Below are 25,860 nucleotides of genomic sequence, written 5' to 3' on the forward strand. Positions count from 1 at the left end.
CACTGTTCTCCACCGATCTAACTGACTTTCACCGCCACAAACGCCGCCGTCACATACGGCACCGTCACCACATCCTTGCCCCGCAGCTCAGGCACGGCATCAATCAACGCCCGCATCTGCTCATCCACCTTCGCCCGCTCGACTGCCGGCAATGCCGAGACGAAGCTGGTGGAGCGCACGCGGTTGAAAATCACGTCTTCCGGCGAGCCCGTATGCTCATGGCTGAACTGCTGCTCCTGCAGCGGCCCGAACGCGGCATGCGGAAAAGCCCGACGCCAGGCTCCGGTGTAGAAACGCGGCGTATCGCCCTCCAGTGCATTGACGATCGCATCCAGTTTGGGCACCCAGCTCACGCGAGTGTCGCGCAGGTTCCACACCAGCCCCAGCTTGCCGCCAGGTTTGAGCACCCGGGCAATTTCAGTCAGGGCTTCGTCGCTGGCAAACCAGTGGAAGGCCTGGGCGCAGATCACCACATCCACCGACGCATCCGGCAGCGGCAGGTCCGTGGCCGTGCCGCTTACCGCCAATACATCAGGCCAGGCGTCCAATAATTTTTCGAGCATCTGCGGCACCGGTTCCACGGCAATCACCTGCGCCCCGGTCGCCACCAGCCGACCGGTGAACTTGCCAGTCCCGGCGCCCAGATCGACCACGGATTTATCCGCGTTCAAACCCAATGCGCCTGTCAGCCAGCCGGCCACTTGCGGCGGATAATCCGGACGACCACGAACGTAAGTGTCGGCAGCCGTTTTGTAACCGGCGGCCGCTGAGTGATGGACCTGTTTCATGACAGAACTCCAGAACGACTTCGAACGCTGTCGAGCATAGCGCCTCGATTTGCGCTTTCCTTGAAAAGACCGCCAGAAAGAAATGAATAATTGTTCACTCTGCGGTGTTCACCTGCCATCGCATATGAGGATTGCCCGTGAACAACCTGAACCCGGATTCGCCGAGACGTTACGACCGCCTGACCATGACCCTGCACTGGCTGACCGCCGTGCTGGTGATCGGCCTGTTCGCCAGTGCCCAGGTCTGGGAACAACTGGCCAAGGGCACGCCGCTGCGCAAGGAGTTGCAAGCGTTGCACATTTCCTGCGGCATCCTGCTCGCGGTGATCGTCATCACCCGACTGCTCTGGCGTCTGTCCCGAGGCCGGCGCTTGCCGACCGCCAATCAGGGCGTCATGAACATGACGGCCAAGACCGCGCACCTGGCGCTCTATGCATTGTTGCTGAGCCAGATCGTGCTGGGTTTCCTGTTTCGCTGGGCCCAGGCAGAACCGTTCAACTTTTTTGGCTTGTTCGACGTCCCGACCTTGATCAGCATTGATAGAAGCATGAAACCGGTGTTCGGCGGCCTGCACGAACAGGTAGCGTGGGTCATCGTGGTTCTGGCCGGACTGCATGCGCTGATGGCGTTGGTTCACCATTACGGCTTGCGTGATAACACGTTGCGCCGCATGTTGCCGGGGCGTGGTTTGAAATGAAACGAATAACCCTGTGGAGCTTCGCCATGAATAGTCGTTTTGCTGTTTTTACCGCCCCGCTGCTGCTCGCCGCTACGTTGTCCAGCGCCCTGGCATTGGCCAACGGCGATGACGAAGAACCCGCCAAGCCCAACTGCCCCAAAGGCCAGGTCTGGGACAGAAAATCGCAGAAATGCGTGATGCAGACCAGCAGCCTCGTACCGGACGCCGACCGCACCGACTACGCCTACCGCCTGGCCAGGGACGGGCGTTATGAAGAAGCCCTGGCCTTGCTCGATACGCTGAAAAACCCGAACACCGCCAAGGCGCTCAACTATCGCGGCTACGCCACGCGTAAACTGGGGCGCACCGACGAGGGCATCGGTTATTACCTGCAATCGGTCAAACTCGATCCGCAGTACGCGCAAGTCCGCGAATACCTGGGCGAAGCTTATGTGATCAAGGGTCGCCTGGACCTCGCGCAAGAGCAGTTGCAGCAGATCAAATCGATCTGCGGCAACACCTGCGAGGAATACCAGGACCTGGCCGAAGCCATCCACGATTCATTGAAAACCTGACAGGACGGAGGTCGCCATCGCCAGCGATCAGACAATACGGGCAGAGCTGGGCCAGCACCTGGCGCGTTTATGGCGCTACGGCCTGCTGCTGTCCCGGCAACGGCATGTCGCCGAAGACCTGGTGCAGGCCACCTGCGTTCGGGCGCTTGAGCGTGCTGGGCAATTTGTCCCCGGCACCCGCATGGACCGCTGGCTGCTGAGCATCCTGCATTCGATCTGGCTCAACGAAGTGCGCGCGCGGCGGGTGCGTCAGGGCCAGGGGCAGGTGGATGCCGATAGCGCCCTGTCGTTCGATGGTGAACACGCCGCACAAACCCACGTGCTCGCGACGCAGGTGATCCGGCGCGTCGATGCACTGCCCGAAGCCCAGCGCGAAACCGTGTTTCTGGCCTACGTCGAAGGTTTGTCCTATCGCGAAGTCGCCGATGTGCTGGACGTGCCCATCGGCACGGTCATGAGTCGACTGGCCGCCGCACGAGCGAAACTGGCCGAGTATCCGCCGTTGCTGCACGCCGTGCCAAACCCTACCACCGGAGAACGTCGATGAACGATCACGCAAAACCATCGGACGAGCAACTGGTGGCCTACCTGGATGACCAACTCGATGCTGATCAGCGCAGCCGCATCGACGCGGCCATCGCCGAAGATTCGGTACTCAATTTGCGTCTGCAATGGCTGGCCCGCAGCAATCTGCCATTCCGCGAGGCCTACGATGAAGTGACACAACAGGCACCGATGGACCGCTTGCACGCCATGCTCGAGACCTTGCCCTCGCCTGCCCGCCCCGCGATGAGTCGACGCTGGTTTCTTGCCGCGGCGGCCGGCCTGGTGGTGAGCGGTGTGGTAGCAGATCGCTTGTTTCTCGGCTGGCAGTCGAGTCAGCCAAAAAATAGCTGGCGCGGGCTGGTGGCGGACTATATGGCGCTGTACGTGCCACAAACCCTGGAACACCTGCCCAGTGACGAAGCCACGCAACGCGCGCAACTGCGCACCATCGACGCACGCCTGGGGTTGAGTCTGTTGCCTGCACAATTGTCCCTGCCACGCCTCGAACTCAAACGCGCGCAAATCCTCGAATACGACGGCATGCCCATCGCCCAGATAACCTATCTGGACCCCGCGCATGGTCCCGTGGCGTTATGTATCACCCGCTCCAACAGCGGCAGCCGGCACTTCGCCCACGAACGTCGACACGGGATGAACGTGGTGTACTGGGCGGACATGGAACATGCATGGATGCTGATCGGGCATAACCCGGCGGCGGAACTGGAGCAGATGGCGAAGCTGATCAAAAGCCGGCTCAGCGCGTGACCTGTAGGAGCCGGCTTACTAGCGATGGCGCCATCAGACATTGCGGTGGGTTCAACAACGCCATCGCCAGCAAGCCGGCTCCTACACGGGTTGGTGCGGTAGTCGCAGCGATCATGAGGCCGAAGTCGGTAGCCACAACCGAAACCGCGCACCGCCCAGCGGCGATGTGACCTGTAGGAGCCGGCTTGCTAGCGATGGCGCCATCAGACATTGCGGTGACTTCAACAACGCCATCGCCAGCAAGCCAGCTCCTACACGGGTGGTGCGGTAGTCGCAGCGATCATGAGGCCGAAGTCGGTAGCCACAACCGAAACCGCGCACCGCCCAGCGGTGAAGGTTCGACCGTGAGGGTACCGCCCTGCGCTTCCAGCGCCCGACGGCTGATCGCCAGTCCCAGACCAAACCCGCCTGTCGCTCGATCCCGACTGCGATCCAGCCGATAAAACGGTTCGAAAATCCGCTCACGCTCATCATCGGGAATGCCGATCCCATCGTCATCGACCCAGATCTCACACCCCTTTGCACAGACCTGCACACCAATCTGAATGCGCTTCTCGCAATACCGCATCGCGTTGCGCAGCAAGTTCTGAATCGCGCGGGCGGTCAGGCGCGGGTCGAGGCTGAAGCGTTCGAGTTGGCCGTGAAGCAGCACATCAATCACGATGTCAGGAGACTCCAACTCTTCATCGACACTGCCCAGAATGCTGTCGATGAATTCATCCAGCGACACTTCAACCTGCTCCGGTAAACGCGCGGGGTTTTGCAGGCGGCTGTAGGACAGCAGCTCCAGCACCAGCTCGTCGAGTTCACGGATGTGCGCAACCAGGCCTTGCAAACGTTCGCGGCTGGCGACCGGCAAGTCGTCGGACAGCGCCAGGGCCAGGCCAAAGTCCAGGCGCGTCAGCGGCGTGCGCAGTTCGTGGGAGACTGCGTTAAGCAAATCCCGCTGCTGGTTGAGCAGGTTTTCAATATCGCCGGCCATGGTGTCGAACACGTTGGCCAGGCTACCGATATTGGAGTTGGCGGAAATCTTCGTGCGCTCGCTCAAGTGGCCTTTACCGAAGCGTTCAGCGGTGCCTTTAAGGCGTTCCAGATCGCGCCAGTGCGGGCGCAGCCACAGCAGCAAACACGCCAGCATCGTCGCGCCGATCAGCACGTTGATGCTCCAGTACAACAAATTGACGTCCAGCGGGTCCGGCGGCACAACCATTTGCACCACCGTTTGTTGGTTCAACGGTGTCACCGCCAAGGTGCGCCAGCCCCAGTCGCCGATGCGCACCACGCTCTCGCCACGCTGCAAACGCTTCTGCTCTGCCAGGGTCAAGCCAGGATCGTCATTGCCGGTCAGAACGATGTGCAGCGGGTCGAATTCCTTATCCATCTCGCTCGCCAACGCCGGCCATTGCGCCTCGGGCACGGCATGGAACTGCTTGACGATGAGGGTTTGCAGCCCGCGGGAATAATCGAGGTTGTAGGTGACGAATCGCTCCTGGAAGACCTTGATCACCACGTCCGGCACCAGATAGATCGCCGCGCTGTAGGAGACGATGGTTACCAGATACAGGCGAAAGAGGAGTCTGAACATCGCTTCAGCATTCCCACTCGGAGCGGCTGAACAAATAACCCTTGCCCCACACGGTCTTGATCTTTCGCGCTTCGCCAGCGTGGTCGTCGAATTTGCGCCGCAACTTGGAGATCGCCACGTCCACCGAGCGGTCTGTGCCATTGAATTCGATACCGCGCAGGCGTTGCAGGATCTGGTCGCGGCTAAGCACTTCGCCAGCATGCCGGGCCAGCACCACCAGCAGGTTGTATTCGCCGCTGGACAGTTCGACCAGTTGTTCGCGCCAGGTCACGGTGCGCTCGGACAGGTCGATGCACAGATTGCCCATGAGAATGCGGTCGTTGGCGGTCTGCGGCTCACTGAGGCTGCTGCGGCGCAACAGCGTACGGACGCGGGCCAGCAACACTCGCGGTTCGCAGGGTTTGGTGACGTAGTCATCGGCGCCCATTTCCAGGCCCAGCACCTGGTCGTGGCTGTCATCGCGGGCGGTGAGCATCAGGATCGGCAGCGTCGCCGAATCCGCGCGCAGCAAGCGACAGACTTGCAGGCCGTCGAGGCCCGGCAACATCAGGTCGAGGATCACCAGGTCCGGCGGATTGACCCGCGCACGCTCGCGCACGTGGTCACCACGGCTGATCACGCTGACGGAATAGCCGTTGCGTTCCAGGTAGCTGGCAATCAGCTCGGAGAGTGCGGTGTCGTCTTCGACCAGGAGGATGTTGGGCATGGGTGTTTCCAGGGAGTTCTGTGGCGATCACGTGGGCCCCTTCGCGAGCAAGCCCGCTCCCACATTTGATTGCTGTCGAGCACAAAATTCGTGTGCACAGAAATCCAATGGGGGAGCGGGCTTGCTCGCGATGGCGGCCTCGAAGTCGCAAAAGGAATCAAGCCGTGAAGGATATACGCCCTCACCCGCCCCTGAGTAAAACCCTTACACAATTTCACACAGCACCAACAAAGCTTCACCGCTACCCTCGTCGGCTCCCCGTAGGATACGGGAGTTCATTATTGGGGTATTTACATGTCAAAGAACCTGCTTGCCAAGCTCAGCCTGCTGGCACTGGCGTTGATGCTGAGCGCTTGTGACAAGTCCTCTATCGCCGAAGAACAGGCGCCATTGGCCACCGTGCGCATCGAAACCCTCGACGCCCGGCCTCTGTCGATCACCAGCGAACTGAGCGGGCGGATAGCCGCGCCCCGGATCGCCGAAGTTCGCGCCCGTGTCGCCGGCGTCGTGTTGCAACGGGTCTTCCACGAAGGCAGCGATGTGAAAAAAGGCGACGTGCTGTTTCGCATCGACCCCGCGCCGTTCAAGGCTGATCTGGACAGCGCCGAAGCGGAACTGCGAAAAGCCGAGGCCAATGCGTTTCAGGCACGCCTGCAAGAGCAGCGTTATGCCCAGTTGATCGAAGGCAACGCCATCAGCGGTCAGGACTACGACAACGCCCGAGCCAACGTGCGGCAAACCGCCGCCCAGGTCGCCGCCAACAAGGCCGCCGTGGAGCGGGCGAAACTCAATCTCGGCTACGCCACCGTCACCGCGCCGATTTCCGGGCGTATCGGCCGTGCACTGGTCACCGAAGGTGCGCTGGTCGGGCAGAACGAAACCACACCACTGGCATTGATTCAGCAACTGAACCCGATCCATGCCGACCTCACCCAGTCGACCCGCGAACTCAACGATCTACGCCGTGCCTTCCGCTCCGGTCAGTTGAAGGAAGTCGGCCAGGGCCAGGCCAAAGCCACCCTGATCCAGGACGACGGCAGTCTCTATCCGCTGCCGGGCAAGCTGCTGTTCACCGACATCACCGTCGACCCGGGCACCGGCCAGATCATCCTGCGCAGCGAGTTCCCCAACCCGGACCTCGACTTGCTGCCCGGCAGCTTTGTGCGAGTACGCCTGGAGCAAGCTGTGAATCAGCAAGGCATCAGCGTGCCGCAACGGGCCATCCAGCGTGACAGCGCCGGTATTGCTCAGGTGCTGCTGCTCGACGCAGATCAGCGGGTCGGCCAGCAGCCGGTTGAGCTGGGCGCCGTGCAGAACAATCGCTGGATCGTCACCGCAGGTCTCAAGCCCGGCGACCGCATCGTCATCGAAGGCCTGCAACACGCCAAGCCCGGCGAGAAAGTGCAGATCGACGATTCCCCTCTTCCACTTGCCCAGGCCACTGGTCAGTAAGCAGGACGCTTTTTTATGCCGCAGTTCTTTATCGATCGCCCGGTGTTTGCCTGGGTGGTGGCCCTGTTCATCCTGCTGGCCGGCGCCCTGGCCATTCCACAGTTGCCGGTGGCGCAGTACCCCGATGTCGCGCCGCCGCAGATCGAAATCTATGCCGTGTACCCGGGCGCCTCGGCGCAAACCGTGGACGAAAGCGTGGTCAGCCTGATCGAGGAAGAGCTCAACGGCGCCGATCATCTGCTGTATTTCGAATCCCAGAGCAGCCTGGGCAGCGCCACGATCAAGGCGACTTTCCAACCGGGCACCAACCCGGAAATGGCCCAGGTGGATGTGCAGAACCGCCTGAAAGTCGTGGAGTCGCGCTTGCCGCAAGCGGTCAATCAGCAAGGCTTGCAGGTGGAGAAAGTCTCTGCCGGTTTCCTGCTGCTGATCACCCTGACCTCCACTGACGGCAAGCTCGGCGACGTGGCGCTCAGCGATTACCTGGCGCGCAACGTGATGAACGAGATCAAGCGTCTGGACGGTGTCGGCAAGGCCCAGTTGTATGGCGCCGAACGGGCGATGCGGATCTGGATCGACCCGCAGAAGCTGATCGGTTTCAACCTGACACCGGCCGACGTCAACGCGGCCATCGTCGCGCAGAACGCTCAGGTCTCGGCCGGCAGCATCGGCGATCTGCCGACCCGCACCACCCAGGAAATCACCGCGACCATTCTGGTCAAAGGCCAGCTGTCGACGCCGGAAGAATTTGCCGACATCGTGCTCAAGGCCAATCCCGACGGTTCCACGGTGCGCATCGGCGATGTGGCGCGGGTCGAGATCGGCAGCCAGGAATATCAGTTCGGCACGCGCCTGAACGGCAAGCCGTCCACCGCCGTCGGCGTGCAGTTGTCGCCCGGCGCCAACGCCCTGAGCACCGCCACGCTGGTGCGGGCAAAGATGGATGAACTGGCGCGCTACTTCCCCGCCAACGTCGAATACAAGATCCCGTACGACACGTCGCCCTTCGTCAAAGTGTCGATCACCAAAGTGGTTTACACCCTGATCGAGGCAATGGTGCTGGTGTTCGCGGTGATGTTCCTGTTCCTGCAGAACATCCGCTACACGCTGATTCCGACCCTCGTTGTACCGGTGGCGCTGATGGGCACTTTTGCGACCATGCTTGCGCTGGGGTTCTCGATCAACGTGCTGACCATGTTCGGCATGGTGCTGGCCATCGGCATTCTGGTGGACGACGCCATCGTCGTGGTGGAGAACGTCGAGCGGATCATGGTCACCGAAGGCCTGTCGCCGAAAGAGGCAACTCGCAAGGCGATGAAGCAGATCACCGGCGCCATCATCGGCATCACCCTGGTGCTGGTGGCGGTGTTCATTCCGATGGCGTTCATGCAGGGTTCGGTCGGGGTGATTTACCGGCAGTTTTCGCTGTCGATGGCCACCTCGATTCTGTTCTCGGCCTTCCTTGCGCTGACCTTGACCCCGGCGCTCTGCGCGACCTTGCTCAAGCCGATTGCCAAGGGCGACCATCACGCCAAGGGCGGTTTCTTCGGCTGGTTCAACAAGCGTTTCGAGCAACTGACCGAGCGCTATCAGGGCTGGGTCGCCTATGCACTGAAACGCAGCGGTCGTTACCTGTTGATCTATGGCGTGCTGCTGATCGGCCTGGGCCTGTGCTTCAGTCGCCTGCCCTCCTCGTTCCTGCCGGTGGAGGATCAGGGCTACACCATCACTGACATTCAGTTGCCGCCCGGCGCGAGCAAGAATCGCACGGTGCAGGTGGTCGAACAGATCGAAGCCCACAACGCCACGGAACCTGGCGTCGGCGACAGCACGGTGATCCTCGGCTTCAGCTTCTCCGGCAGCGGGCAGAACGCGGCGCTGGCGTTCACCACCTTGAAAGACTGGTCGGACCGCGGCAGCGACGACTCGGCGAGTTCGATCGCAGACCGCGCCAACATCGCGCTGAGCCAGATCAAGGACGCCATGGCGTTCTCGGTCCTGCCGCCGCCGGTGGACGGCCTCGGCACCTCCAGCGGTTTCGAGTTCCGTTTGCAGGACCGTGGTGGCCTCGGCCATGCCACGCTGATGCAGGCGCGCACCGAGTTGCTGGCAGCTGCCGAGAAAAGCCCGATCCTGATGAACGTGCGCGAAAGCGCGCTGGCCGAAGCGCCGCAGGTGCAACTGATCGTGGACCGCAAACAGGCGAATGCGCTGGGTGTTTCCTTCGCCGACATCGGCAGTGTGCTGTCCACCGCCGTCGGTTCAGCCTACATCAACGACTTCCCCAATCAGGGGCGGATGCAGCGGGTGGTGGTCCAGGCTGAGGGCGATCAACGCAGTCAGGTCGCCGATCTGCTGAAGATCCATGTGCGTAACAGCAACGGGAAAATGGTGCCGCTCTCCGCCTTTGTCCAGGCCAAATGGACCCAGGGACCAGCGCAGTTGACCCGTTACAACGGCTACCCGGCGATCAGTATTTCCGGTGAACCGACGCCGGGTCACAGCACCGGTGAAGCCATGGCGGAAATCGAGCGACTGGTCGCGCAAGGGCCGGCGGGGTTGGGTCAGGAATGGACGGGGCTGTCGTTGCAGGAACGACTGTCCGGCAGTCAGGCGCCGATTTTGCTCGGTTTGTCGCTGCTGATCGTGTTCCTGTGCCTGGCGGCGTTGTATGAGAGCTGGTCGATTCCGACTTCGGTGCTGCTGGTGGTGCCGCTCGGCGTGCTCGGCGCGGTACTGGCCGTGACGCTGCGCGGGATGCCCAACGACGTGTTCTTCAAGGTCGGGCTGATCACCATCATCGGCCTGTCGGCGAAGAACGCGATCCTGATCATCGAGTTCGCCAAGAGCCTGTACGACGAAGGCCACGACCTGATCGACGCCACGCTGCAAGCCGCGCGCCTGCGTCTGCGGCCGATCGTCATGACGTCCCTGGCGTTCATCCTCGGCGTCGTGCCGCTGGCTATCGCCACCGGGGCGAGTTCCGCGAGCCAGCAAGCCATCGGCACCGGGGTGATTGGCGGGATGATCACCGCGACCTTGGCGGTGGTATTTGTGCCGGTGTTTTTTGTGGTGGTGATGAAACTCATCCACAAGCGCCACAAAACGACCTGACCGCACATTCCCTTTGTAGGAGCCGGCTTGCTGGCGATAGCGGTGGGTCAGTCAACCGGTTGACCGACTCGATGGACGCCATCGCCAGCAAGCCGGCTCCTACAGGGATCTCGCGTTGTGCCACTGGCGTCAACCGGAATGATCACCGCGACACTGGCCGTGGTGTGGGTGCCGGTGTTTTTTGTGGTGGCGATGAAGCTCGTCCACAAGCGCCACAAAACGACCTGACCGCACATTCCCCTTGTAGGAGCCGGCTTGCTGGCGATAGCGGTGGGTCAGCCAACCGGTTGACCGACTCGATGGACGCCATCGCCAGCAAGCCGGCTCCTACAGGGATCTCGCGTTGTGCCACTGGCGTCAACCGGAATGATCAGCGCGACACTGGCCGTGGTGTGGGTGCCGGTGTTTTTTGTGGTGGTGATGAAACTCGTCCGCAAGCGCCACAAAACGACCTGACCGCACATTCCCCTTGTAGGAGCCGGCTTGCTGGCGATAGCGGTGGGTCAGTCAACCGGTTGACCGACTCGATGGACGCCATCGCCAGCAAGCCAGATCCTGCAGGGATCGTCGTTGGTCAGAAGGGGGCGCGCTGGGCTATGGTGTTTGCATACCCTGGCCCATCGAGCTCACATGCCCTTCCTCGCCCGCACACACCCTCGCCTGTCCGCCGCTGCCACGCTCGGCGTTGCGGTGGCTATTCTGGCTCCGGCCGATTCGATCATCAGCAAAATCCTCTTCGGCTGGAACGCCGGGGTATGGGCTTACCTCATCCTGATGCTCTGGCTCACCGCACGCGCCAAGGCGCCGGACGTGAAGCGCATCGCCGAAGTCGAAGACGAAAACGCCGGGCTGGTGCTGTTCGTGGTGTGCATCGCCGCCATTGCGAGCCTGGCGACCATCGGCTTTGAACTCGCCGGCAGCCGGGAGCTGGAAACCACCCGCAAGCTGCTGCACTACGGTTTCACCGCGCTGACCGTGATCGGTTCATGGCTGCTGATCGGGGTGATTTTCAGCGTGCATTACGCTCGTCTGTTCTACACCTGGGACGGCAAAGACCCGGCGCTGCGTTTCGCCGAAGGCCTGACCACTCCCAATTACTGGGACTTCCTGTATTTCTCGTTCACCATCAGCGCTGCGGTACAGACTTCCGATGTCGGCGTGGCGACCCGGGATTTGCGCAAGATCGTGCTGGCGCAATCGCTGATCGGTTTTCTGTTCAACACAGCGATCCTCGGGTTTTCGATCAACATTGCCGCCAGCCTGTTCAACTGAGCCGTGCACAAACGTTCTAGGCATCGCCCTCGCCACGGGCGTTAAATAACCCGGCAATCCGTCTCACAGGTGCAGCATGACAAGCCACAACTGGATCGATCTGGCCCAGGACGCCGACACCGGCATCGAGACGCTGCGCGCGCATTTCGAGGGCCACGCCTACGACCCGCACTGGCATGACAGCTATCTGGTGGGCGTCACCGAGCAAGGGGTGCAGCAATTCAACTGCAGGCGGGCCCGGCACCAGAGCACGCCGGGCAAGGTGTTTTTGCTCGAACCGGGTGACATTCACGACGGCGAAGCACCGACGGTCGACGGTTTTACCTACCGCATGCTGTACCTCGATCCGCAGTGGTTGAAGCGCGAACTCAGTGCCGTGTTCGACAACGCGCCGGACAACAGTCAACTGAGCTTCGCCAATACCTTGGCCACCGACGTGCGCCTGGCCCACGCCACCAGCCTGGCGTTTCAGGCGCTGCACAACGGCGAGCTGAAAATCGTCCGCCAGACGGCCCTCGACGGTTTGCTCGAACGCCTCACCACTCACCTGCACTGGCGCGCCCGTTATGGCGAAGACCCGCGATTGCCGTTGGTGGCGCAGAAGGCTCGGGAGTATCTGCATGCCCATGCCCACGAGGACATCGGCCTCGACCAACTCGCAGCCGCAACGGGCGTCGATCGCTTTCGCCTGACCCGTGCGTTCAAGGCTGCTTACGGCATCGCCCCGCACGCCTATCTGGTGCAATTGCGCCTGGCCACGGCCCGCAGAATGCTGGCCCGAGGTGAACAACCGGCCACGGTGGCCATGACGTTGGGGTTCGCCGACCAGAGTCATCTGGGCCGCTGGTTCGTGCGGGCCTACGGCCTGACGCCCGCGCTGTATCGCAAGCGCTGCTCAAATCTTCCAGACAGTTGACCGTGGGATTGTGAAGATCGACTTCAAAGATCTTCACCGGAGTTTGCCCGCGATGCTATCCACTTTCCCGACGTTACTGCCCTTCCTGTTGTTTGCGTTCGTGGCGTCGATCACGCCCGGCCCGACCAACATTCTGGTGTTGAGCAACAGTGCCCGATACGGCTTGGTGGGCGCCGTGCCGATCATCTTCGGCGCCTGTGCCAGCGCCGCGACAATTGTGTTGTTGGTCGGCAGCGGTGCAGGAGCGTCGTTGACCGCTTGGCCCGGCGTGCAAACCGCGATGCAGTGGATCGGCGTGGCGTGGCTGAGTTACCTGTCCTGGCAGATCTTCAGCGCCCCGGCCGAAGCCGTCACCGCGCGGGACGCCGATGCCCGACTCGGGTTGGTGGGCGCCGCCGGCCTGCAATTGATCAACCCGAAAACCTGGATGATGGCGCTGGCTGTGGTCGGTGTCTTTGCCGGGGGCGGCGAACAGCGTCTGGTTCACGTGATGTATTTGTCGCTGGCGTTTTTCCTGATATCCCTGCCGTGCCTGGGGGTCTGGGCATTGCTCGGCGCAGGGTCGACGCGGTGGTTGCGCTCGCCCCGGGCCATGCAACGCTTCAATCGCTGCATGGCCCTGTTGCTGTTGGGTTCGGCCTGGTTGAGTCTTTGGGCCTGAATCCCGTTCGTCGGCCATTGTCGGACAATCGACGCTGCGGGACTTGACAGCGAATTGGATTTTGCGGTCTTCTGAAACCGGTTTCAGTGCTATCCCAAACGCATGAACCTTATAAATCCAATAAGAAGGTTTCAGCCCGTGAATGATTTCTCCGCCGCCCAGCGCAGCCGCGTCACCATGCTTGATGTCGCCGAACACGCCAAAGTCTCCAAGGCCAGTGTGTCGCGTTTCATCGGCGATGATCGCGCCTTGCTGTCCGATGCGACGGCCCTGCGCATCGAGCAGGCGATTGCCGAACTGGGCTATCGGCCAAACCAGATGGCACGCGGTCTGAAACGCGGGAAAACCCGCCTGATCGGTATGCTGGTCGCCGACATCCGCAACCCTTATTCAATTGCCGTGATGCACGGGGTGGAAACCGCCTGCCGTCAGCACGGTTACAGCCTGGTGGTGTGCAACACCGACCGCGATGACGAGCAGGAATGCCAGCACCTCGCCCTGCTGCGCTCCTACAACATCGAAGGGCTGATCGTGAACACCCTCGGCCACCACCGCGACGCCTTGCGGGAACTGCATCGGGAAATGCCCCTGGTGCTGGTGGACCGCAAGGTCGAGCACCTTGAAAGCGACATGGTGGGGCTGGACAACCCGCAAGCGGTCGAGATCGCCATCGCTCACCTTGAAGATCGCGGTTATCGCGATGTGCTGATGGTGACCGAACCGTATGACGGCACCAGTTCGCGAATCGAGCGCACCAGCAGCTTCAAGGCGCAGATCGCTCAGCGTTCGACGCTGCGCGGGACGCTGATTGAAACCGGCAGTGAGCTCACGGCACACCTCAGAACTTTTATCGACACACCCGGCCCCGGCCCGAAGGCGCTGTTCTGCGCGAACGGGATTGCGGCGCTGGCCGCTACCCATGCGTTGCGTGAGTTGAAATGCAACCTGTTTGAAGGGATCGGTCTGATAGCCCTCGATGACCTGGATTGGTATCCGCTGGTGGGCAGTGGCATTACCGCCCTCGCTCAACCGACAGCCGAGATTGGCGCGAGCGCGTTTGAATGCTTGCTCAAGCGCTTGCGAGGGGATGACGGGCCGGTGCGGACCCTGGATTTTTCGGCGCGGTTGATTGTGCGGGGGTCGACGCTTGGAAACTTTCGGTGAATGTTATGGCCCCTTCGCGGGCGAGCCTCGCTCCTGCGGGTTATGCGATCACCTGTAGGAGCGAGGCTTGCCCGCGTAGAGGCCCGACAGATCACCACGACTCTTCATGCCATTTTTTTTGAACAAAAATGAAACCGGTTTCAGAGGTGCAGAATAATGCATAAACCACCTGTATCCATCAGCCTCTCCAGCTACGGCGCCGACCTTGTACGCCAACGCGGACAAGGCAGTTTCGTCGATATCCTTCACGCCGCCGGTGCCCATTGCATCGAATGGCGCGAAGAGTTGCTGACGATCGAAGACCCCGCCCAATTGGCCGATGCCACCCAGGCCAAGGGCCTCGAAAGCGTGTATTCCTCGCCGATCGAACTGTGGTTGGCCGGGCAGTCCAAACCCAATCCCGAACTGATCACCGTCCTGCAACGCGCCCAGGCTTTCGGTGCCAAATGGCTGAAGGTGCCCCTTGGATACTTCACCGACACCAGCGACCTGCAGACCCTCGCCCGGACCCTGGGCAAAAGCGCCGTGCAGTTGCTGGTGGAAAACGATCAGACCTTGCACGGCGGACGCATCGAACCGTTCCAGCGCTTTTTCGCTGCGGTCGAGCAGCACGATCTGCCGATCAAAATGACCTTCGACATCGGCAACTGGCACTGGCAAGACCAGTCCGCCAGCAGCGCCGCCCGCCTGCTCGGTCGCCATGTCGGCTACGTGCACTGCAAGGCCGTCTCACGGCGGGCCGACGGCAAACTGATTGCCATACCGCCTGCCGCCAGTGACTTGCATCTGTGGGAACAACTGCTGCGGCACATGGCCCAAGGCGTCATGCGGGCCGCGGAATATCCGCTGCAAGGCGACGATCTGGTACAGCTCACCACCGAGCATGTCGCCGCCCTCGCACGCCTCGGCAACACACGCCTGGAGAGCGCTCATGTCTGAGATCGATATTCTGTCGTTCGGCGAAACCATGGCGATGTTCGTGGCCGATCACAATGGTGACCTGGCCAACGTCGACCACTTCCACAAGCGCATTGCCGGCGCCGACAGCAACGTCGCCATCGGGTTGTCGCGACTGGGATTCAACGTGGCGTGGCTGAGTCGGGTGGGTGACGATTCGCTGGGGCGGTTCGTGATCGACACCCTGAAAAAGGAAGGCATCGATTGCCGTAACGTTGCCATCGACGCCGCCCACCCGACCGGGTTTCAACTCAAGTCGCGCACCGATGATGGTGACGATCCCATGGTCGAGTACTTCCGGCGCGGATCGGCGGCGAGTCATTTATCGCCGCAATCGATCGTCCCCGAGCTGCTCAGGGCGCGGCACTTGCACGCCACCGGCATTCCTGCGGCGCTATCGGAAACGGCGCGGCAGATGTCGTTGGAACTGATGACACGCATGCGCGAGGCCGGGCGCAGTGTGTCCTTCGATCCGAACCTGCGCCCGAGCCTGTGGGCCAACACGCAACAGATGATTACCGAAATCAACCGCCTCGCCGCCCTCGCCGACTGGGTGCTGCCGGGTTTGAGCGAAGGTCGCTTGCTGACCGGCTTCGAAGACCCCGCTGATATCGCGGCGTTTTACCTCGACCAGGGCGCCGAAGCCGTGGCGATCAAGCTCGGCCCCCACGGCGCGTATTACCGCACGCATCTGGATGAAGGTTTTGTGGCGGGCGTGCCCGTGGAAACCGTGATCGACACCGTCGGTGCCGGCGATGGTTTTGCTGTCGGCGTGATCAGCGCGCTGCTGGAAAACCTTAGCGTTGCCGACGCCGTAAAACGCGCCAACTGGATTGGTAGCCGGGCGGTGCAGAGTCGAGGGGATATGGAGGGGTTGCCGACCCGTTCCGAAATGTCCGCCGAATTCGAGACCGCCTTTCGCGAGCAAGCCCGCGCCCACATTCGACCGGGTTCGTCCCCGCATTTTGTGTCCGACACAGATCCAAATGTGGGAGCGGGCTTGCTCGCGAAGGGGCCCGCACAATCACTAAACATCTAAACCCGTTACCTGCTGCGACAAAAACAACAAGCTCAGGAGCACCATCATGAAAACCGCAACGCTCGCCGCCCGCCGCTGGTGGTACATCATGCCCATCGTATTCATCACCTACAGCCTGGCGTACCTGGACCGCGCCAACTATGGCTTCGCCGCCGCCTCCGGGATGGCCGCCGACCTGATGATCACGCCCGGCCTGTCGTCGATGCTCGGCGCGCTGTTCTTCCTCGGCTACTTTTTCTTCCAGGTGCCGGGGGCGATCTACGCACAAAAGCACAGCGTGAAGAAGCTGATCTTCGTCAGCCTGATCCTCTGGGGCAGCCTGGCCACCTTGACCGGGATCGTCTCCAACGCCTACTGGCTGATCGTTATTCGCTTCATGCTCGGCGTGGTCGAAGCCGCCGTGATGCCGGCGATGCTGATTTACCTGTGCCACTGGTTCACCCGCGCCGAACGCTCCCGGGCCAACACCTTCCTGATCCTCGGCAACCCGGTGACCATGCTCTGGATGTCGGTGGTGTCGGGTTATCTGGTGCAGCATTACAGCTGGCGCTGGATGTTCATCATCGAAGGCTTGCCGGCAGTGCTTTGGGCGTTTATCTGGTGGCGTCTGGCGGATGATCGTCCGGCCCAGGCCAAGTGGCTCAGCGACCAGGAAAAGCACGATCTGGAAAGCGCCCTCGCCGCCGAACAGGTCGGCATCAAAGCCGTGAAGAACTATGCCGAAGCCTTTCGCTCGCCGAAAGTGATCATCCTGGCCCTGCAGTTTTTCTGCTGGAGCATCGGCGTCTATGGTTTTGTGCTGTGGCTGCCGTCGATCCTCAAGGCCGGCGCGCAAATGGACATGGTCGAAGCCGGCTGGCTCTCCGCGCTGCCGTATCTGGCGGCAGTGATCGGCATGCTGTTGGTGTCCTGGGGTTCGGACAAACTGCAAAAACGTAAACGCTTTGTCTGGCCGCCGCTGTTGATCGCTTCGATTGCGTTCTACGGCTCATACGCGCTGGGCGCCGAACATTTCTGGTGGTCGTACACCCTGCTGGTGATTGCCGGCGCCTGCATGTACGCACCCTACGGACCGTTCTTCGCGATCATTCCGGAAATTCTTCCGGCCAACGTCGCCGGTGGCGCCATGGCGTTGATCAACAGCATGGGCGCACTGGGATCGTTTGGCGGTTCCTATCTGGTCGGCTATCTGAACAGTTCGACCGGTTCGCCCGGCGCGTCATACCTGCTGATGAGCGGTGCGCTGATGCTGTCGGTGGTGCTGACGATTTTCCTCAAGCCCGGCGCAAGTGACCGGGAGCGTCCTTCGGTTGCGGTAACGCGCCCAACCGCCGCCCATCCTTGAATTGATGCAGAGATGAATACGATGAAAAAGCAGGTTGTACTGTACAAGAAACTCTCGCCGCTGCTGATGGCCCGTCTGCATGAGCAGACCGAGGTGACGCTGATCGACAGCCTCGACGCCGACGGGCTCGCGCAGTTGCGTAAAGCCCTGCCCTGCGCCCAGGGCCTGCTCGGCGCCAGCCTGAAACTGGACGCTGGGTTGCTCGACCTCGCGCCCAATCTGCAAGCCATTGCCAGCGTGTCCGTGGGCGTCGACAACTACGACATCGACTACCTGACCGAGCGGCGCATCCTGCTCAGCAACACCCCGGACGTGCTCACCGAAACCACCGCCGACACCGGTTTTGCGCTGATCCTGGCGACGGCCCGGCGCGTGGTGGAACTGGCGAACATGGTTTGCACCGGTCAGTGGAAACGCAACATCGGCCCTGCGCAGTTTGGCACTGATGTGCACGGTAAAACCCTGGGCATCATCGGCATGGGGCGGATTGGCGAAGCGCTGGCCCAGCGTGGGCATTTCGGTTTCGGCATGCCGGTGATCTACCACAGTCACTCGCCGAAACCGGCGGTGGAGCAGCGCTTCGATGCGCAATACCGCAGCTTGCCAGAGCTGTTGCAACAGGCTGATTTCGTTTGCCTGACGTTGCCACTGACCGCTGAAACCGAAGGATTGATCGGCGCAGAGCAATTTGCGCTGATGGGTCCGCAAACCATCTTCATCAATATTTCACGGGGCAAAGTCGTGGACGAAGCAGCGCTGATCGAGGCCTTGCGTTCGGGGCAGATTCGCGCGGCGGGGCTGGATGTGTTCGAGCGTGAACCGTTGAATCCAGACTCACCGCTGTTGCAGTTGAACAATGTGGTGGCAACGCCGCACATTGGCTCGGCGACCCATGAGACGCGGGAAGCGATGGCCACCTGTGCAGTGGACAATCTGCTGGCGGCGCTGGCGGGAGAGCGGCCGAAGAATCTGGTGAATGTGCGGGCGTGGAAGGCCTGAGAAATTTGGCGCCTGAAAGTCCGTCTTCGCGAGCAAGCCCGCTCCCACATTGGTTTTGTGAACGCCACAGATCTAATGTGGGAGCGGGCTTGCTCGCGATGAGGCCGGCACAGACAACGCAAAGCCCTCAGGCCCGCCGAGCCTCAAGAAGATCACCCGCACACAACGCAATCCGCCGACACGCATCCGCCAGTTTCTGTCGGTCGACCACCAGCCCGATCCGGATATGCCCCGCCGCGCTGGGCCCGAACGCTTCGCCGGCCAATACCGACACGCCATAGCCCTCCAGCAATCGCTCGGCGAAGTGCTGGGCCGAGAGCCCGGTCTGACGTACATCGACCATCACGAACATCCCGCCATCCGGCCGCACCGCCCGCAATCCCGGACATGCGTTCAGGCTCGCACACACCAGGTCGCGACGCTGACGATATTCCTCGCGCATCATCGCCACTTCCGGCAGATTCCCGTCCAGCGCAACTTGCGCCGCGTTCTGCACAAAATCCGGAATGCCGAACAGCATGCACAGCGACAGATGTTCCAGATGATCGATCAAGGTTTTCGGCCCGATCACCCAGCCCACTCGCCAGCCGCTCATGGCGTGGGATTTGGACAGGCTGTCGATCGTCGCGGTGCGCTCGGCCATGCCCGGCAGGCTGGCCGGACTGATGTGCTCGCCTTCGTACAACAAATCGCTGTAAACCTCGTCACTGATCAGCCACAGGTTGTGCCGGACACAGAGCGACGCCAGTTCCTGCCAGATCATCAGCGGCAAACTGACGCCGGAAGGATTGTTGGGACTGTTGAGCAAAATGGCGCGGGTTTTCGGCGTAATCAGCGCCGCGACGTCCGCCGGATCGACCCGAAAGCCGTTCTCCGAGCGCACCGCCACCGGCACCACCCTGGCGCCGCAAGCGCCAAACACGCCTTCATAGGTCACGTACATGGGTTCGGCGACGATCACTTCATCGCCAGGATCGAGCAGGCATTGCACGACCGAGTACACCCCGCATTGCGCACCGGGCATCACGATCACTTCATCGACACCCACCGTCTGCCCGCTGCGCCGCCGATGACGACTGGCGATGCTGTCGCGCAGCCCACGACTGCCGCGCACTTCTGCGTAATGGGTATCGCCGGCCAACAGGCTGTCGATGCACGCCTGAACGATGGGCCGCGGCGTATCAAAGTCCGGATCGCCCACTGACAGCAGCAACACATCGACGCCTTGCTCTCGTAATTCCAATGCTCGGTAATGAATTTGCCAGGCCGCAGCGCCGTCGCCGGCGATTCGTTGGGTCAAGGCTGAATAGCGCATGTATTTCTCCAGTCGCGCGTGTTCCTAGCCTCAACCCTATCTCAAATCACGAAACGCGCCACCATCGCATTCAAATCAACGGCCAGGCGCGACAGTTCATGACTGGCGGCGCTGGTCTGATTGGCACCCGCGGCGGACTGGGTGGCCAGGTCGCGAATGTTCACCAGGTTGCGGTCGACTTCACGGGACACCTGCGCCTGTTCTTCGGACGCGCTGGCAATGACCAGGTTGCGTTCGTTGATCAGATGGATCGACTGGGTGATCTGCTCCAGCGCAATGCCAGCGGCACGGGCCATTTCGAGGGTACTTTGGGTGCGCTGATTGCTTTGCTGCATCGATGACACCGCCTCGCCCGTGCCGTTCTGAATGCCGGCAACCATCTTCTCGATTTCCTGAGTCGATTGCGCAGTGCGATGCGCCAACGCCCGCACCTCGTCCGCCACCACCGCAAAACCACGCCCTGCTTCACCGGCGCGAGCCGCTTCGATCGCCGCGTTCAGGGCCAGCAGGTTGGTCTGTTCGGCGATGGCACGGATCACGTCCAGTACCTTGCCGATGTCGCGCCCCTGAGTTGCCAGGCCTTCGATCATCAGCGAGGTGTTTTGCACGTCATGGGTCATGGTCTGGATCGCGTCGACGGTTTCCACCACGCGGTCGCGACCTTCTCGAGCGGCCTGGGTCGACTGGTTCGAAGCTTCTGAAGTCGATACCGCATTGCGCGCCACTTCTTCCACAGCCGCGGTCATTTCGTTGACGGCGGTGGCGGCCTGTTCGATTTCGTTGTTTTGCTGTTGCAGGCCGCGGGACGCTTCTTCGGTCACGGCGCTGAGTTCTTCGGCGGCGGCGCCCAGTTGCGTGGCGGAACCGGCGATCTGCTCGATGGTTTTGCGCAGGTTGCCTTGCATGGTGGACAAGGCGCCGAGCAACCGGGCCGGTTCGTCCTTGCCATCGACTTCAATGGCTTTGGTCAGGTTACCGCCGGCGATGGTTTCCGCTGCCTGCACCGCACGGTTCAACGGCGTAACGATGCTGCGGGTCAGCAGCCAGGCCAGCAGTACGGTCATGAGCGCCGCTACCACTGACACCCCGATGATTCCGTTCACGGCTGTGTTGTAGTTATCTTCGGCGACGTGCCCTGCTGCTTTGGCGCCCTCAATGTTGTGGGCCACCAGTCGATTGAGCTGTTCGCCCATCTGGTCGGTGCCGTCCTTGATCCGCGTGTTGATCAGGGTGCGCATCTCGTCAATTTTATTCTGGCGCGACAGGTCCAACATTTCGCGCTGGGCTTGCATGTAATTGTCCAGGGTCGCGCTGAACACTTTATACAGTGCCGCTTCGTCCGGGCCCGCCGGCAATGCGGCGTAGGCGGCCTGGGCCTTGCGTGCCTTGTCGTTAAGCACGCCGATACGGGTTTCAGCTTCCTGCAAACTGGCCGGCTCGCGGTTGACCAGAATGCGGAACGACAGAATGCGCATGCGCAGGATATTTTCGGTGACATTGCCCAGGAAGCCGACGCTGGGCAGTTGGGTGCTGCCCATGTCGATCGAGGACTGGCGGATGATCGACATGCGGTTGACCGCAAACACACCCAGCACAATCACCAGCAAGGCGATGAAGGCGAAACCCAGGAAAGCTCGAGGCGCGATATTCAGATTACGCAAGGACATAGGAAGTTACTCGGGTGATAGAAGCTTCGAGCGTCCTTGCCGTAATCACTGGCGGGCGGGCGTTGAGGCGCACCGTTCAGGTTGGCGCCACTGTTGTAATAGGTTTGTGTGCGCCTGATATCTGTATCGGCTGGGGTTGAGGATTTTTGCGGGGATTTGCGAAATATTTTTCATGGGGTTACGAGTGTTTCACCCGTGAAACACTCTGAAAAGTCCGCGATCACCCAAACGCTGTAGGAGCCGGCTTGCTGGCGATAGCGGTGGGTCAGCCAACCTGTTTATTGACTGGACGGACGCTATCGCCAGCAAGCCGGCGCCTACAAGGATTGTGGGGTATCAGGTTTTACGCGCGGCGATACGCCAGACCCGCGCAATATCGCTCGCTCGCTCACTGAGCAACCGTGGAGCCTCGGTGCACGCCTGTTCCAGTGTCATCGGCCCGCTCACCACGGCAAACGCTGCATCGATGCCATGCTCGTACAAAGCCTGATAGCCCTCGCCCAAGGTGCCGGCGATGACGACGACCGGTACGTCGTTTTGCCTGGCAATCCGTGCAACGCCAAACGGTGTCTTGCCGCGCAAGGTCTGCGCATCGAAACGGCCTTCGCCGGTGATCACCAGGTCGGCGCCCTTCACCGCTTCGGCCAGGCCAACCAGTTCGGCGACCACTTCAACTCCGGCCTTGAACTGCGCCCCGAGAAACGCCTTGGCGGCAAACCCCAGACCACCCGCTGCGCCGCTACCGGGTTCGTCGCGTACGTCTTTGTTGAGGACTTGAGTGCACAGCTCGGCAAAGTGCCCGAGTGCGTGATCCAGGTGCTCGACCTGCGCAGGCGTCGCGCCTTTCTGTGGGCCGAAAATCGCAGAGGCACCGTGGGGGCCGCACAGCGGATTGTTGACGTCGGCGGCGATATCGAAGCGCACCCGAGCCAGACGCGGATCGATGTCACTCAGGTCGATGCGGGCCAGTTGCGCCAGCGCCAGACCGCCCGGCGCCAGGGGTTCGCCCTGGGCATCCAGCAGCTGCACGCCCAAGGCTTGCATCGCCCCGGCACCGCCGTCGTTGGTGGCGCTGCCGCCAATCGCGAGGATCACTCGTTGCGCCCCGGCATCGAGTGCGGCGCGGATCAGCTCGCCGGTGCCGAACGTGCTGCTGATGCAGGCATCACGCTGCCCCGGCGGTACGAGTTGCAAACCACTGGCTTCCGCCATTTCGATGATGGCGGTCAGGCTCTGTGGCAGCCAGCCCCACGCGGCGTCGACCGTTGTGCCCAGCGGGCCTCGGACGTTGGTACGACGCAGTTGACCTTCGCATGCCGCCAGAATCGATTCGACCGTGCCTTCTCCGCCATCGGCCATCGGGCATTTGATCAACTGCGCATCGGGCCAGACTTGCGCCAGCCCGAGGGCAATGGCATCAGCCACACCCTGGGCACTCAGGCTGTCCTTGAACGAATCGGGGGCGATGACGATCTTCATGCGAATTCTCCAGTTCCAAGGCCCTCATGCTGCCAGCAGGCCTGAACAATAACGCCGGTCCGCTGCACAAGCGGCATGGAGGATTATTGTTCATTTCTACAAAACCGGAGACTTGCGCATGCCTCTGCAGGAGCCGGCTTGCTGGCGATCGAGTTAACGCGGTGTTCCTGATCCACCGCGTCGTACGCAATCGCCAGCAAGCCGGCTCCTACAGGGGTGGTGTCGTTCATGGGAGGGTGTCGATCTGTGGGAGCAGTTGTACGCCGAGATACAGGGCGAGCATGCCATCGAGCCTCAACGGATCGACGCCACTCAGCTCGGCAATCCGCTCCATGCGATAACGCAAACTGTTGCGATGAATGCCCAACGCATCGGCACAGGCCTGGCTTTGGCCATCGTGTTCGCACCAACTGCGCAAAGTCGCCAGCAGTTGACCGTTGCCATCCTTGACGATGACTTTGCGCAGTGGTTTGAGCAGCTCGTCCAGCGCATCGTCGTTGCGGTGCCGCCAGAGCATCACCGGCAGGCGATAACGGGTCAGCGTCAACAAGCGCGAATGCGGCAGGACATCACGCCCATAGGCCAGCAAGTCACCGACCCGGCGATAGCAACGGCGCAAGCCCGACAAGCCATCCGCCTGCCCGCCCACGGCGATGCGCAAGATATTCCAGCCAAGGCCGTCGAGCTTTTCCAGCAGCCGGTCGTTCTCGATGGCCTGGCTCGCCGGTCGGCACCACAGCAACGAAGACTTGGCGGAACTCACGCACCAACTGTCCGGGTAACGCGAGGTCAGCCAGGCGCTGAGCGCGTCGACGGTTTGCCCTGGCCCGTGTTCCATCCCAAGTTCGAACAGATACGGCACCCGTGTCATCTGCGGTTTTAGCCCAAGCTGCTGAGCTTCATCGATCAGCCGCGGCGAATCCCCCGCCTCACTCAGCAGCAGCGCGAGCAAGTCATCGCAACGCTGGCGCCGCCATTGCTGCTCAGCCTGCTGGTTGCGCTGGCCCACCAGCATCTCGGCGGTCATGCGCACCAACTCGGCATAAGTGCGCAATTGCTCGGGCTCACCGGTGATGCCCAACACGCCGATCAAACGCTGATCGAGCAACAGCGGCAGGTTGATCCCCGGCTGCACGCCTTTGAGATGGATCGCCGTTTGCGCATCGATTTCCACCACGCGCCCGTTGGCCAGCACCAGTTGTGCGCCTTCGTGCCGGGTATTGACCCGCTCCGGTTCACCGCTGCCGAGAATCAACCCCTGGCTGTCCATGACGTTGACGTTGTACGGCAGGATGGCCATTGCCCGGTCGACGATGTCCTGGGCCAGGTCGTGATCGAGTTCGAACATAGCGGTAATCCTTGCAAGCGTGATGGATCGGGGGTTGTTCACCCGCACAGGACCGGGTGACAAACCCTGTGCTCAGGCACAAAGACAGCAGCCATGAGGGTGGCTGAGACTCTCAGGGCGATCAACGTTACCCTTTGCATCGCAAAAAATCATAATAAAGAGAGAACCCGCCATGTCACAGAGCGCCGCCGCTACCCAGGCCATCGTTGACGAAAAAAATGCCGTCTACAAACGCATTACCCTGCGTTTGATCCCCTTCATTTTCATCTGCTACCTGTTCAACTACCTCGACCGGGTGAACGTTGGATTTGCCAAGCTGCAGATGCTCGACGCACTGAAATTCAGCGAAACCGTGTACGGCCTCGGGGCCGGGATCTTCTTTATCGGCTACGTGCTGTGCGGCGTGCCAAGCAACCTGGCGCTGACCAGATTCGGCCCGCGCCGCTGGATCGCGCTGATGATGATCGTCTGGGGCACGCTATCGACCTGCCTGCTGTTCGTTACCACCCCGACCGAGTTCTACACCTTGCGCCTGTTCACCGGTGCGGCCGAAGCCGGGTTCTTCCCGGGCGTGGTGCTCTACCTCTCGCAATGGTTCCCGACCTTCCGCCGCGGCCGCATCATGGCGCTGTTCATGTCGGCGATCCCGGTGTCCGGCCTGCTTGGCAGCCCGTTTTCCGGCTGGATCCTCAACCACTTCGCCGCGGGCCAGGGCGGTTTGGCCGGCTGGCAGTGGATGTTCCTGCTGCAAGGCATTCCGACCGTGATCCTCGGCGCCCTCGCCTACTTCCTGCTCAGCGACAGCTATGCCAATGCCAAGTGGCTCACGCCGTTCGAGCGCTCGGTGCTGGAAGCCGACCACGCCGAAGACCTGGCCAACAAACCGAAAACCACCACCGACTCATTGCTGGCGGTATTCAAGAACCCGGCGATCTGGGCGTTCGGCCTGATCTATTTCTGCATCCAGAGCGGCGTTTACGCGATCAACTTCTGGCTGCCGTCGATCATCAAGAACCTGGGCTTCAGCGATAACCTGGTGATCGGCTGGTTGAGTGCCATTCCGTACCTGCTGGCGGCCGTGTTCATGTTGATGGTCGGCCGCTCGGCGGATTTGCGCAAAGAACGTCGCTGGCATTTGGTGGTGCCGATGCTGATGGGCGCTGTCGGCCTGCTGATCGCCGTGAACTTCGCCACCACACCAGCCATAGCGATTCTCGGCCTGACCATCGCCACCATGGGCGCCCTCACCGGCCTGCCGATGTTCTGGCCGGTGCCAACGGCGCTGCTCAGTGCCGGCGCTGCGGCGGGTGGTCTGGCGTTGATCAACTCCATGGGCCAGATGGCGGGCTTCCTCAGTCCGTACCTGGTAGGTTGGGTCAAGGACAGCACCGGCTCGACCGACGCCGCGCTGTACCTGCTGGCGGGCGTGATTGTCTGCGGTAGTTTGCTGGCGTTGCGTATGACCCGCACCCTGCGCGTCTGATAGA

Annotated in this window: 22 protein-coding genes; 15 read left to right on the forward strand and 7 right to left on the reverse strand. The window is 61.6% G+C overall.

Features of this window, described 5'->3' with window-relative positions:
* Positions 1-17: 17 nt before the first annotated feature.
* Positions 18-788 carry a class I SAM-dependent methyltransferase gene (locus FBY04_RS02635; protein WP_145314428.1) on the reverse strand — a complete coding sequence of 257 codons (771 nt, stop codon included), beginning with the start codon at positions 786-788 and terminating at the stop codon, positions 18-20.
* Between the two features lie 137 nt (positions 789-925).
* Here FBY04_RS02635 and FBY04_RS02640 point away from each other — a divergent pair, with 137 nt between their 5' ends.
* The 4 genes from FBY04_RS02640 to FBY04_RS02655 are packed head-to-tail and all read left to right on the forward strand — an operon-like array spanning position 926 to position 3,354.
* The gene (locus FBY04_RS02640) at positions 926-1,486 is read left to right on the forward strand and encodes a cytochrome b (protein ID WP_084321559.1); all 561 of its coding nucleotides are present in this window, start codon (positions 926-928) and stop codon (positions 1,484-1,486) included.
* A gap of 26 nt (positions 1,487-1,512) precedes the next feature.
* Positions 1,513-2,043, forward strand: coding sequence for a tetratricopeptide repeat protein (locus tag FBY04_RS02645; protein WP_145314429.1), 531 nt, complete (start codon positions 1,513-1,515; stop codon positions 2,041-2,043).
* 46 nt (positions 2,044-2,089) lie between these two features.
* Complete coding sequence (locus FBY04_RS02650; RefSeq protein WP_208603353.1) at positions 2,090-2,590, forward strand: RNA polymerase sigma factor; 501 nt, start codon at positions 2,090-2,092, stop codon at positions 2,588-2,590.
* Positions 2,587-3,354, forward strand: coding sequence for an anti-sigma factor (locus FBY04_RS02655; RefSeq protein WP_145314430.1), 768 nt, complete (start codon positions 2,587-2,589; stop codon positions 3,352-3,354). The genes FBY04_RS02650 and FBY04_RS02655 overlap by 4 nt, the downstream gene beginning before the upstream one ends.
* Positions 3,355-3,634: 280 nt before the next feature.
* On the opposite strand, the gene FBY04_RS02660 is transcribed toward FBY04_RS02655, so the two are convergent.
* Entirely contained in the window at positions 3,635-4,939 is a 1,305-nt protein-coding gene (locus FBY04_RS02660; protein WP_145314431.1) for an ATP-binding protein, read from the reverse strand.
* A 4-nt stretch (positions 4,940-4,943) separates the two neighbouring features.
* The gene (locus FBY04_RS02665) at positions 4,944-5,645 is read right to left on the reverse strand and encodes a response regulator transcription factor (protein ID WP_084321554.1); all 702 of its coding nucleotides are present in this window, start codon (positions 5,643-5,645) and stop codon (positions 4,944-4,946) included.
* A gap of 294 nt (positions 5,646-5,939) precedes the next feature.
* Between FBY04_RS02665 and FBY04_RS02670 the strand changes: the two genes are divergently transcribed.
* From FBY04_RS02670 to FBY04_RS02715, 10 genes are all read left to right on the forward strand, one after another.
* Entirely contained in the window at positions 5,940-7,097 is a 1,158-nt protein-coding gene (locus FBY04_RS02670) for an efflux RND transporter periplasmic adaptor subunit (protein ID WP_145314432.1), read from the forward strand.
* 15 nt (positions 7,098-7,112) lie between these two features.
* Entirely contained in the window at positions 7,113-10,211 is a 3,099-nt protein-coding gene (locus FBY04_RS02675; RefSeq protein WP_145314433.1) for an efflux RND transporter permease subunit, read from the forward strand.
* Between the two features lie 630 nt (positions 10,212-10,841).
* On the forward strand, positions 10,842-11,483 hold the full coding sequence (locus tag FBY04_RS02680) for a DUF1345 domain-containing protein (RefSeq protein ID WP_145314434.1): 642 nt from the start codon (positions 10,842-10,844) through the stop codon (positions 11,481-11,483).
* Between the two features lie 76 nt (positions 11,484-11,559).
* Positions 11,560-12,399 carry an AraC family transcriptional regulator gene (locus FBY04_RS02685; RefSeq protein ID WP_145314435.1) on the forward strand — a complete coding sequence of 280 codons (840 nt, stop codon included), beginning with the start codon at positions 11,560-11,562 and terminating at the stop codon, positions 12,397-12,399.
* A 52-nt stretch (positions 12,400-12,451) separates the two neighbouring features.
* Positions 12,452-13,060, forward strand: coding sequence for a LysE family translocator (locus FBY04_RS02690; protein ID WP_145314436.1), 609 nt, complete (start codon positions 12,452-12,454; stop codon positions 13,058-13,060).
* A gap of 138 nt (positions 13,061-13,198) precedes the next feature.
* A complete protein-coding gene (locus FBY04_RS02695; protein WP_145314437.1) occupies positions 13,199-14,224 on the forward strand; it encodes a LacI family DNA-binding transcriptional regulator in 1,026 nt (341 codons plus the stop codon).
* A gap of 156 nt (positions 14,225-14,380) precedes the next feature.
* Entirely contained in the window at positions 14,381-15,163 is a 783-nt protein-coding gene (locus FBY04_RS02700) for a sugar phosphate isomerase/epimerase (RefSeq protein ID WP_145314438.1), read from the forward strand.
* Complete coding sequence (locus FBY04_RS02705; protein WP_145314439.1) at positions 15,156-16,220, forward strand: sugar kinase; 1,065 nt, start codon at positions 15,156-15,158, stop codon at positions 16,218-16,220. The genes FBY04_RS02700 and FBY04_RS02705 overlap by 8 nt, the downstream gene beginning before the upstream one ends.
* A 46-nt stretch (positions 16,221-16,266) precedes the next feature.
* Positions 16,267-17,565: an MFS transporter gene (locus tag FBY04_RS02710; RefSeq protein ID WP_084323316.1), complete on the forward strand. Its 1,299-nt coding sequence runs from the start codon at positions 16,267-16,269 to the stop codon at positions 17,563-17,565.
* Positions 17,566-17,586: 21 nt separating this feature from the next.
* Positions 17,587-18,564 carry a D-glycerate dehydrogenase gene (locus FBY04_RS02715; RefSeq protein ID WP_145314671.1) on the forward strand — a complete coding sequence of 326 codons (978 nt, stop codon included), beginning with the start codon at positions 17,587-17,589 and terminating at the stop codon, positions 18,562-18,564.
* Positions 18,565-18,691: 127 nt separating this feature from the next.
* Here the strand turns inward: FBY04_RS02715 and FBY04_RS02720 are convergent, their stop codons facing one another.
* The 4 genes from FBY04_RS02720 to FBY04_RS02735 form a co-directional block, all read right to left on the reverse strand.
* Positions 18,692-19,879 (reverse strand): pyridoxal phosphate-dependent aminotransferase, encoded by a 1,188-nt coding sequence (locus FBY04_RS02720; protein WP_145314440.1) that lies wholly within the window; start codon positions 19,877-19,879, stop codon positions 18,692-18,694.
* Positions 19,880-19,920: 41 nt separating this feature from the next.
* Positions 19,921-21,546: a methyl-accepting chemotaxis protein gene (locus tag FBY04_RS02725; RefSeq protein WP_145314441.1), complete on the reverse strand. Its 1,626-nt coding sequence runs from the start codon at positions 21,544-21,546 to the stop codon at positions 19,921-19,923.
* 336 nt (positions 21,547-21,882) lie between these two features.
* A complete protein-coding gene (locus FBY04_RS02730; protein WP_145314442.1) occupies positions 21,883-23,025 on the reverse strand; it encodes a glycerate kinase in 1,143 nt (380 codons plus the stop codon).
* A gap of 226 nt (positions 23,026-23,251) precedes the next feature.
* The gene (locus FBY04_RS02735) at positions 23,252-24,373 is read right to left on the reverse strand and encodes a sugar diacid recognition domain-containing protein (protein ID WP_145314443.1); all 1,122 of its coding nucleotides are present in this window, start codon (positions 24,371-24,373) and stop codon (positions 23,252-23,254) included.
* 172 nt (positions 24,374-24,545) lie between these two features.
* On the opposite strand from FBY04_RS02735, the gene FBY04_RS02740 reads away from it, so the two are divergent.
* A complete protein-coding gene (locus FBY04_RS02740; RefSeq protein WP_084323321.1) occupies positions 24,546-25,856 on the forward strand; it encodes an MFS transporter in 1,311 nt (436 codons plus the stop codon).
* Positions 25,857-25,860: the final 4 nt, after the last annotated feature.

It is taken from the genome of Pseudomonas sp. SJZ080 (assembly GCF_007828295.1).
GTDB lineage: Bacteria > Pseudomonadota > Gammaproteobacteria > Pseudomonadales > Pseudomonadaceae > Aquipseudomonas > Aquipseudomonas migulae_A.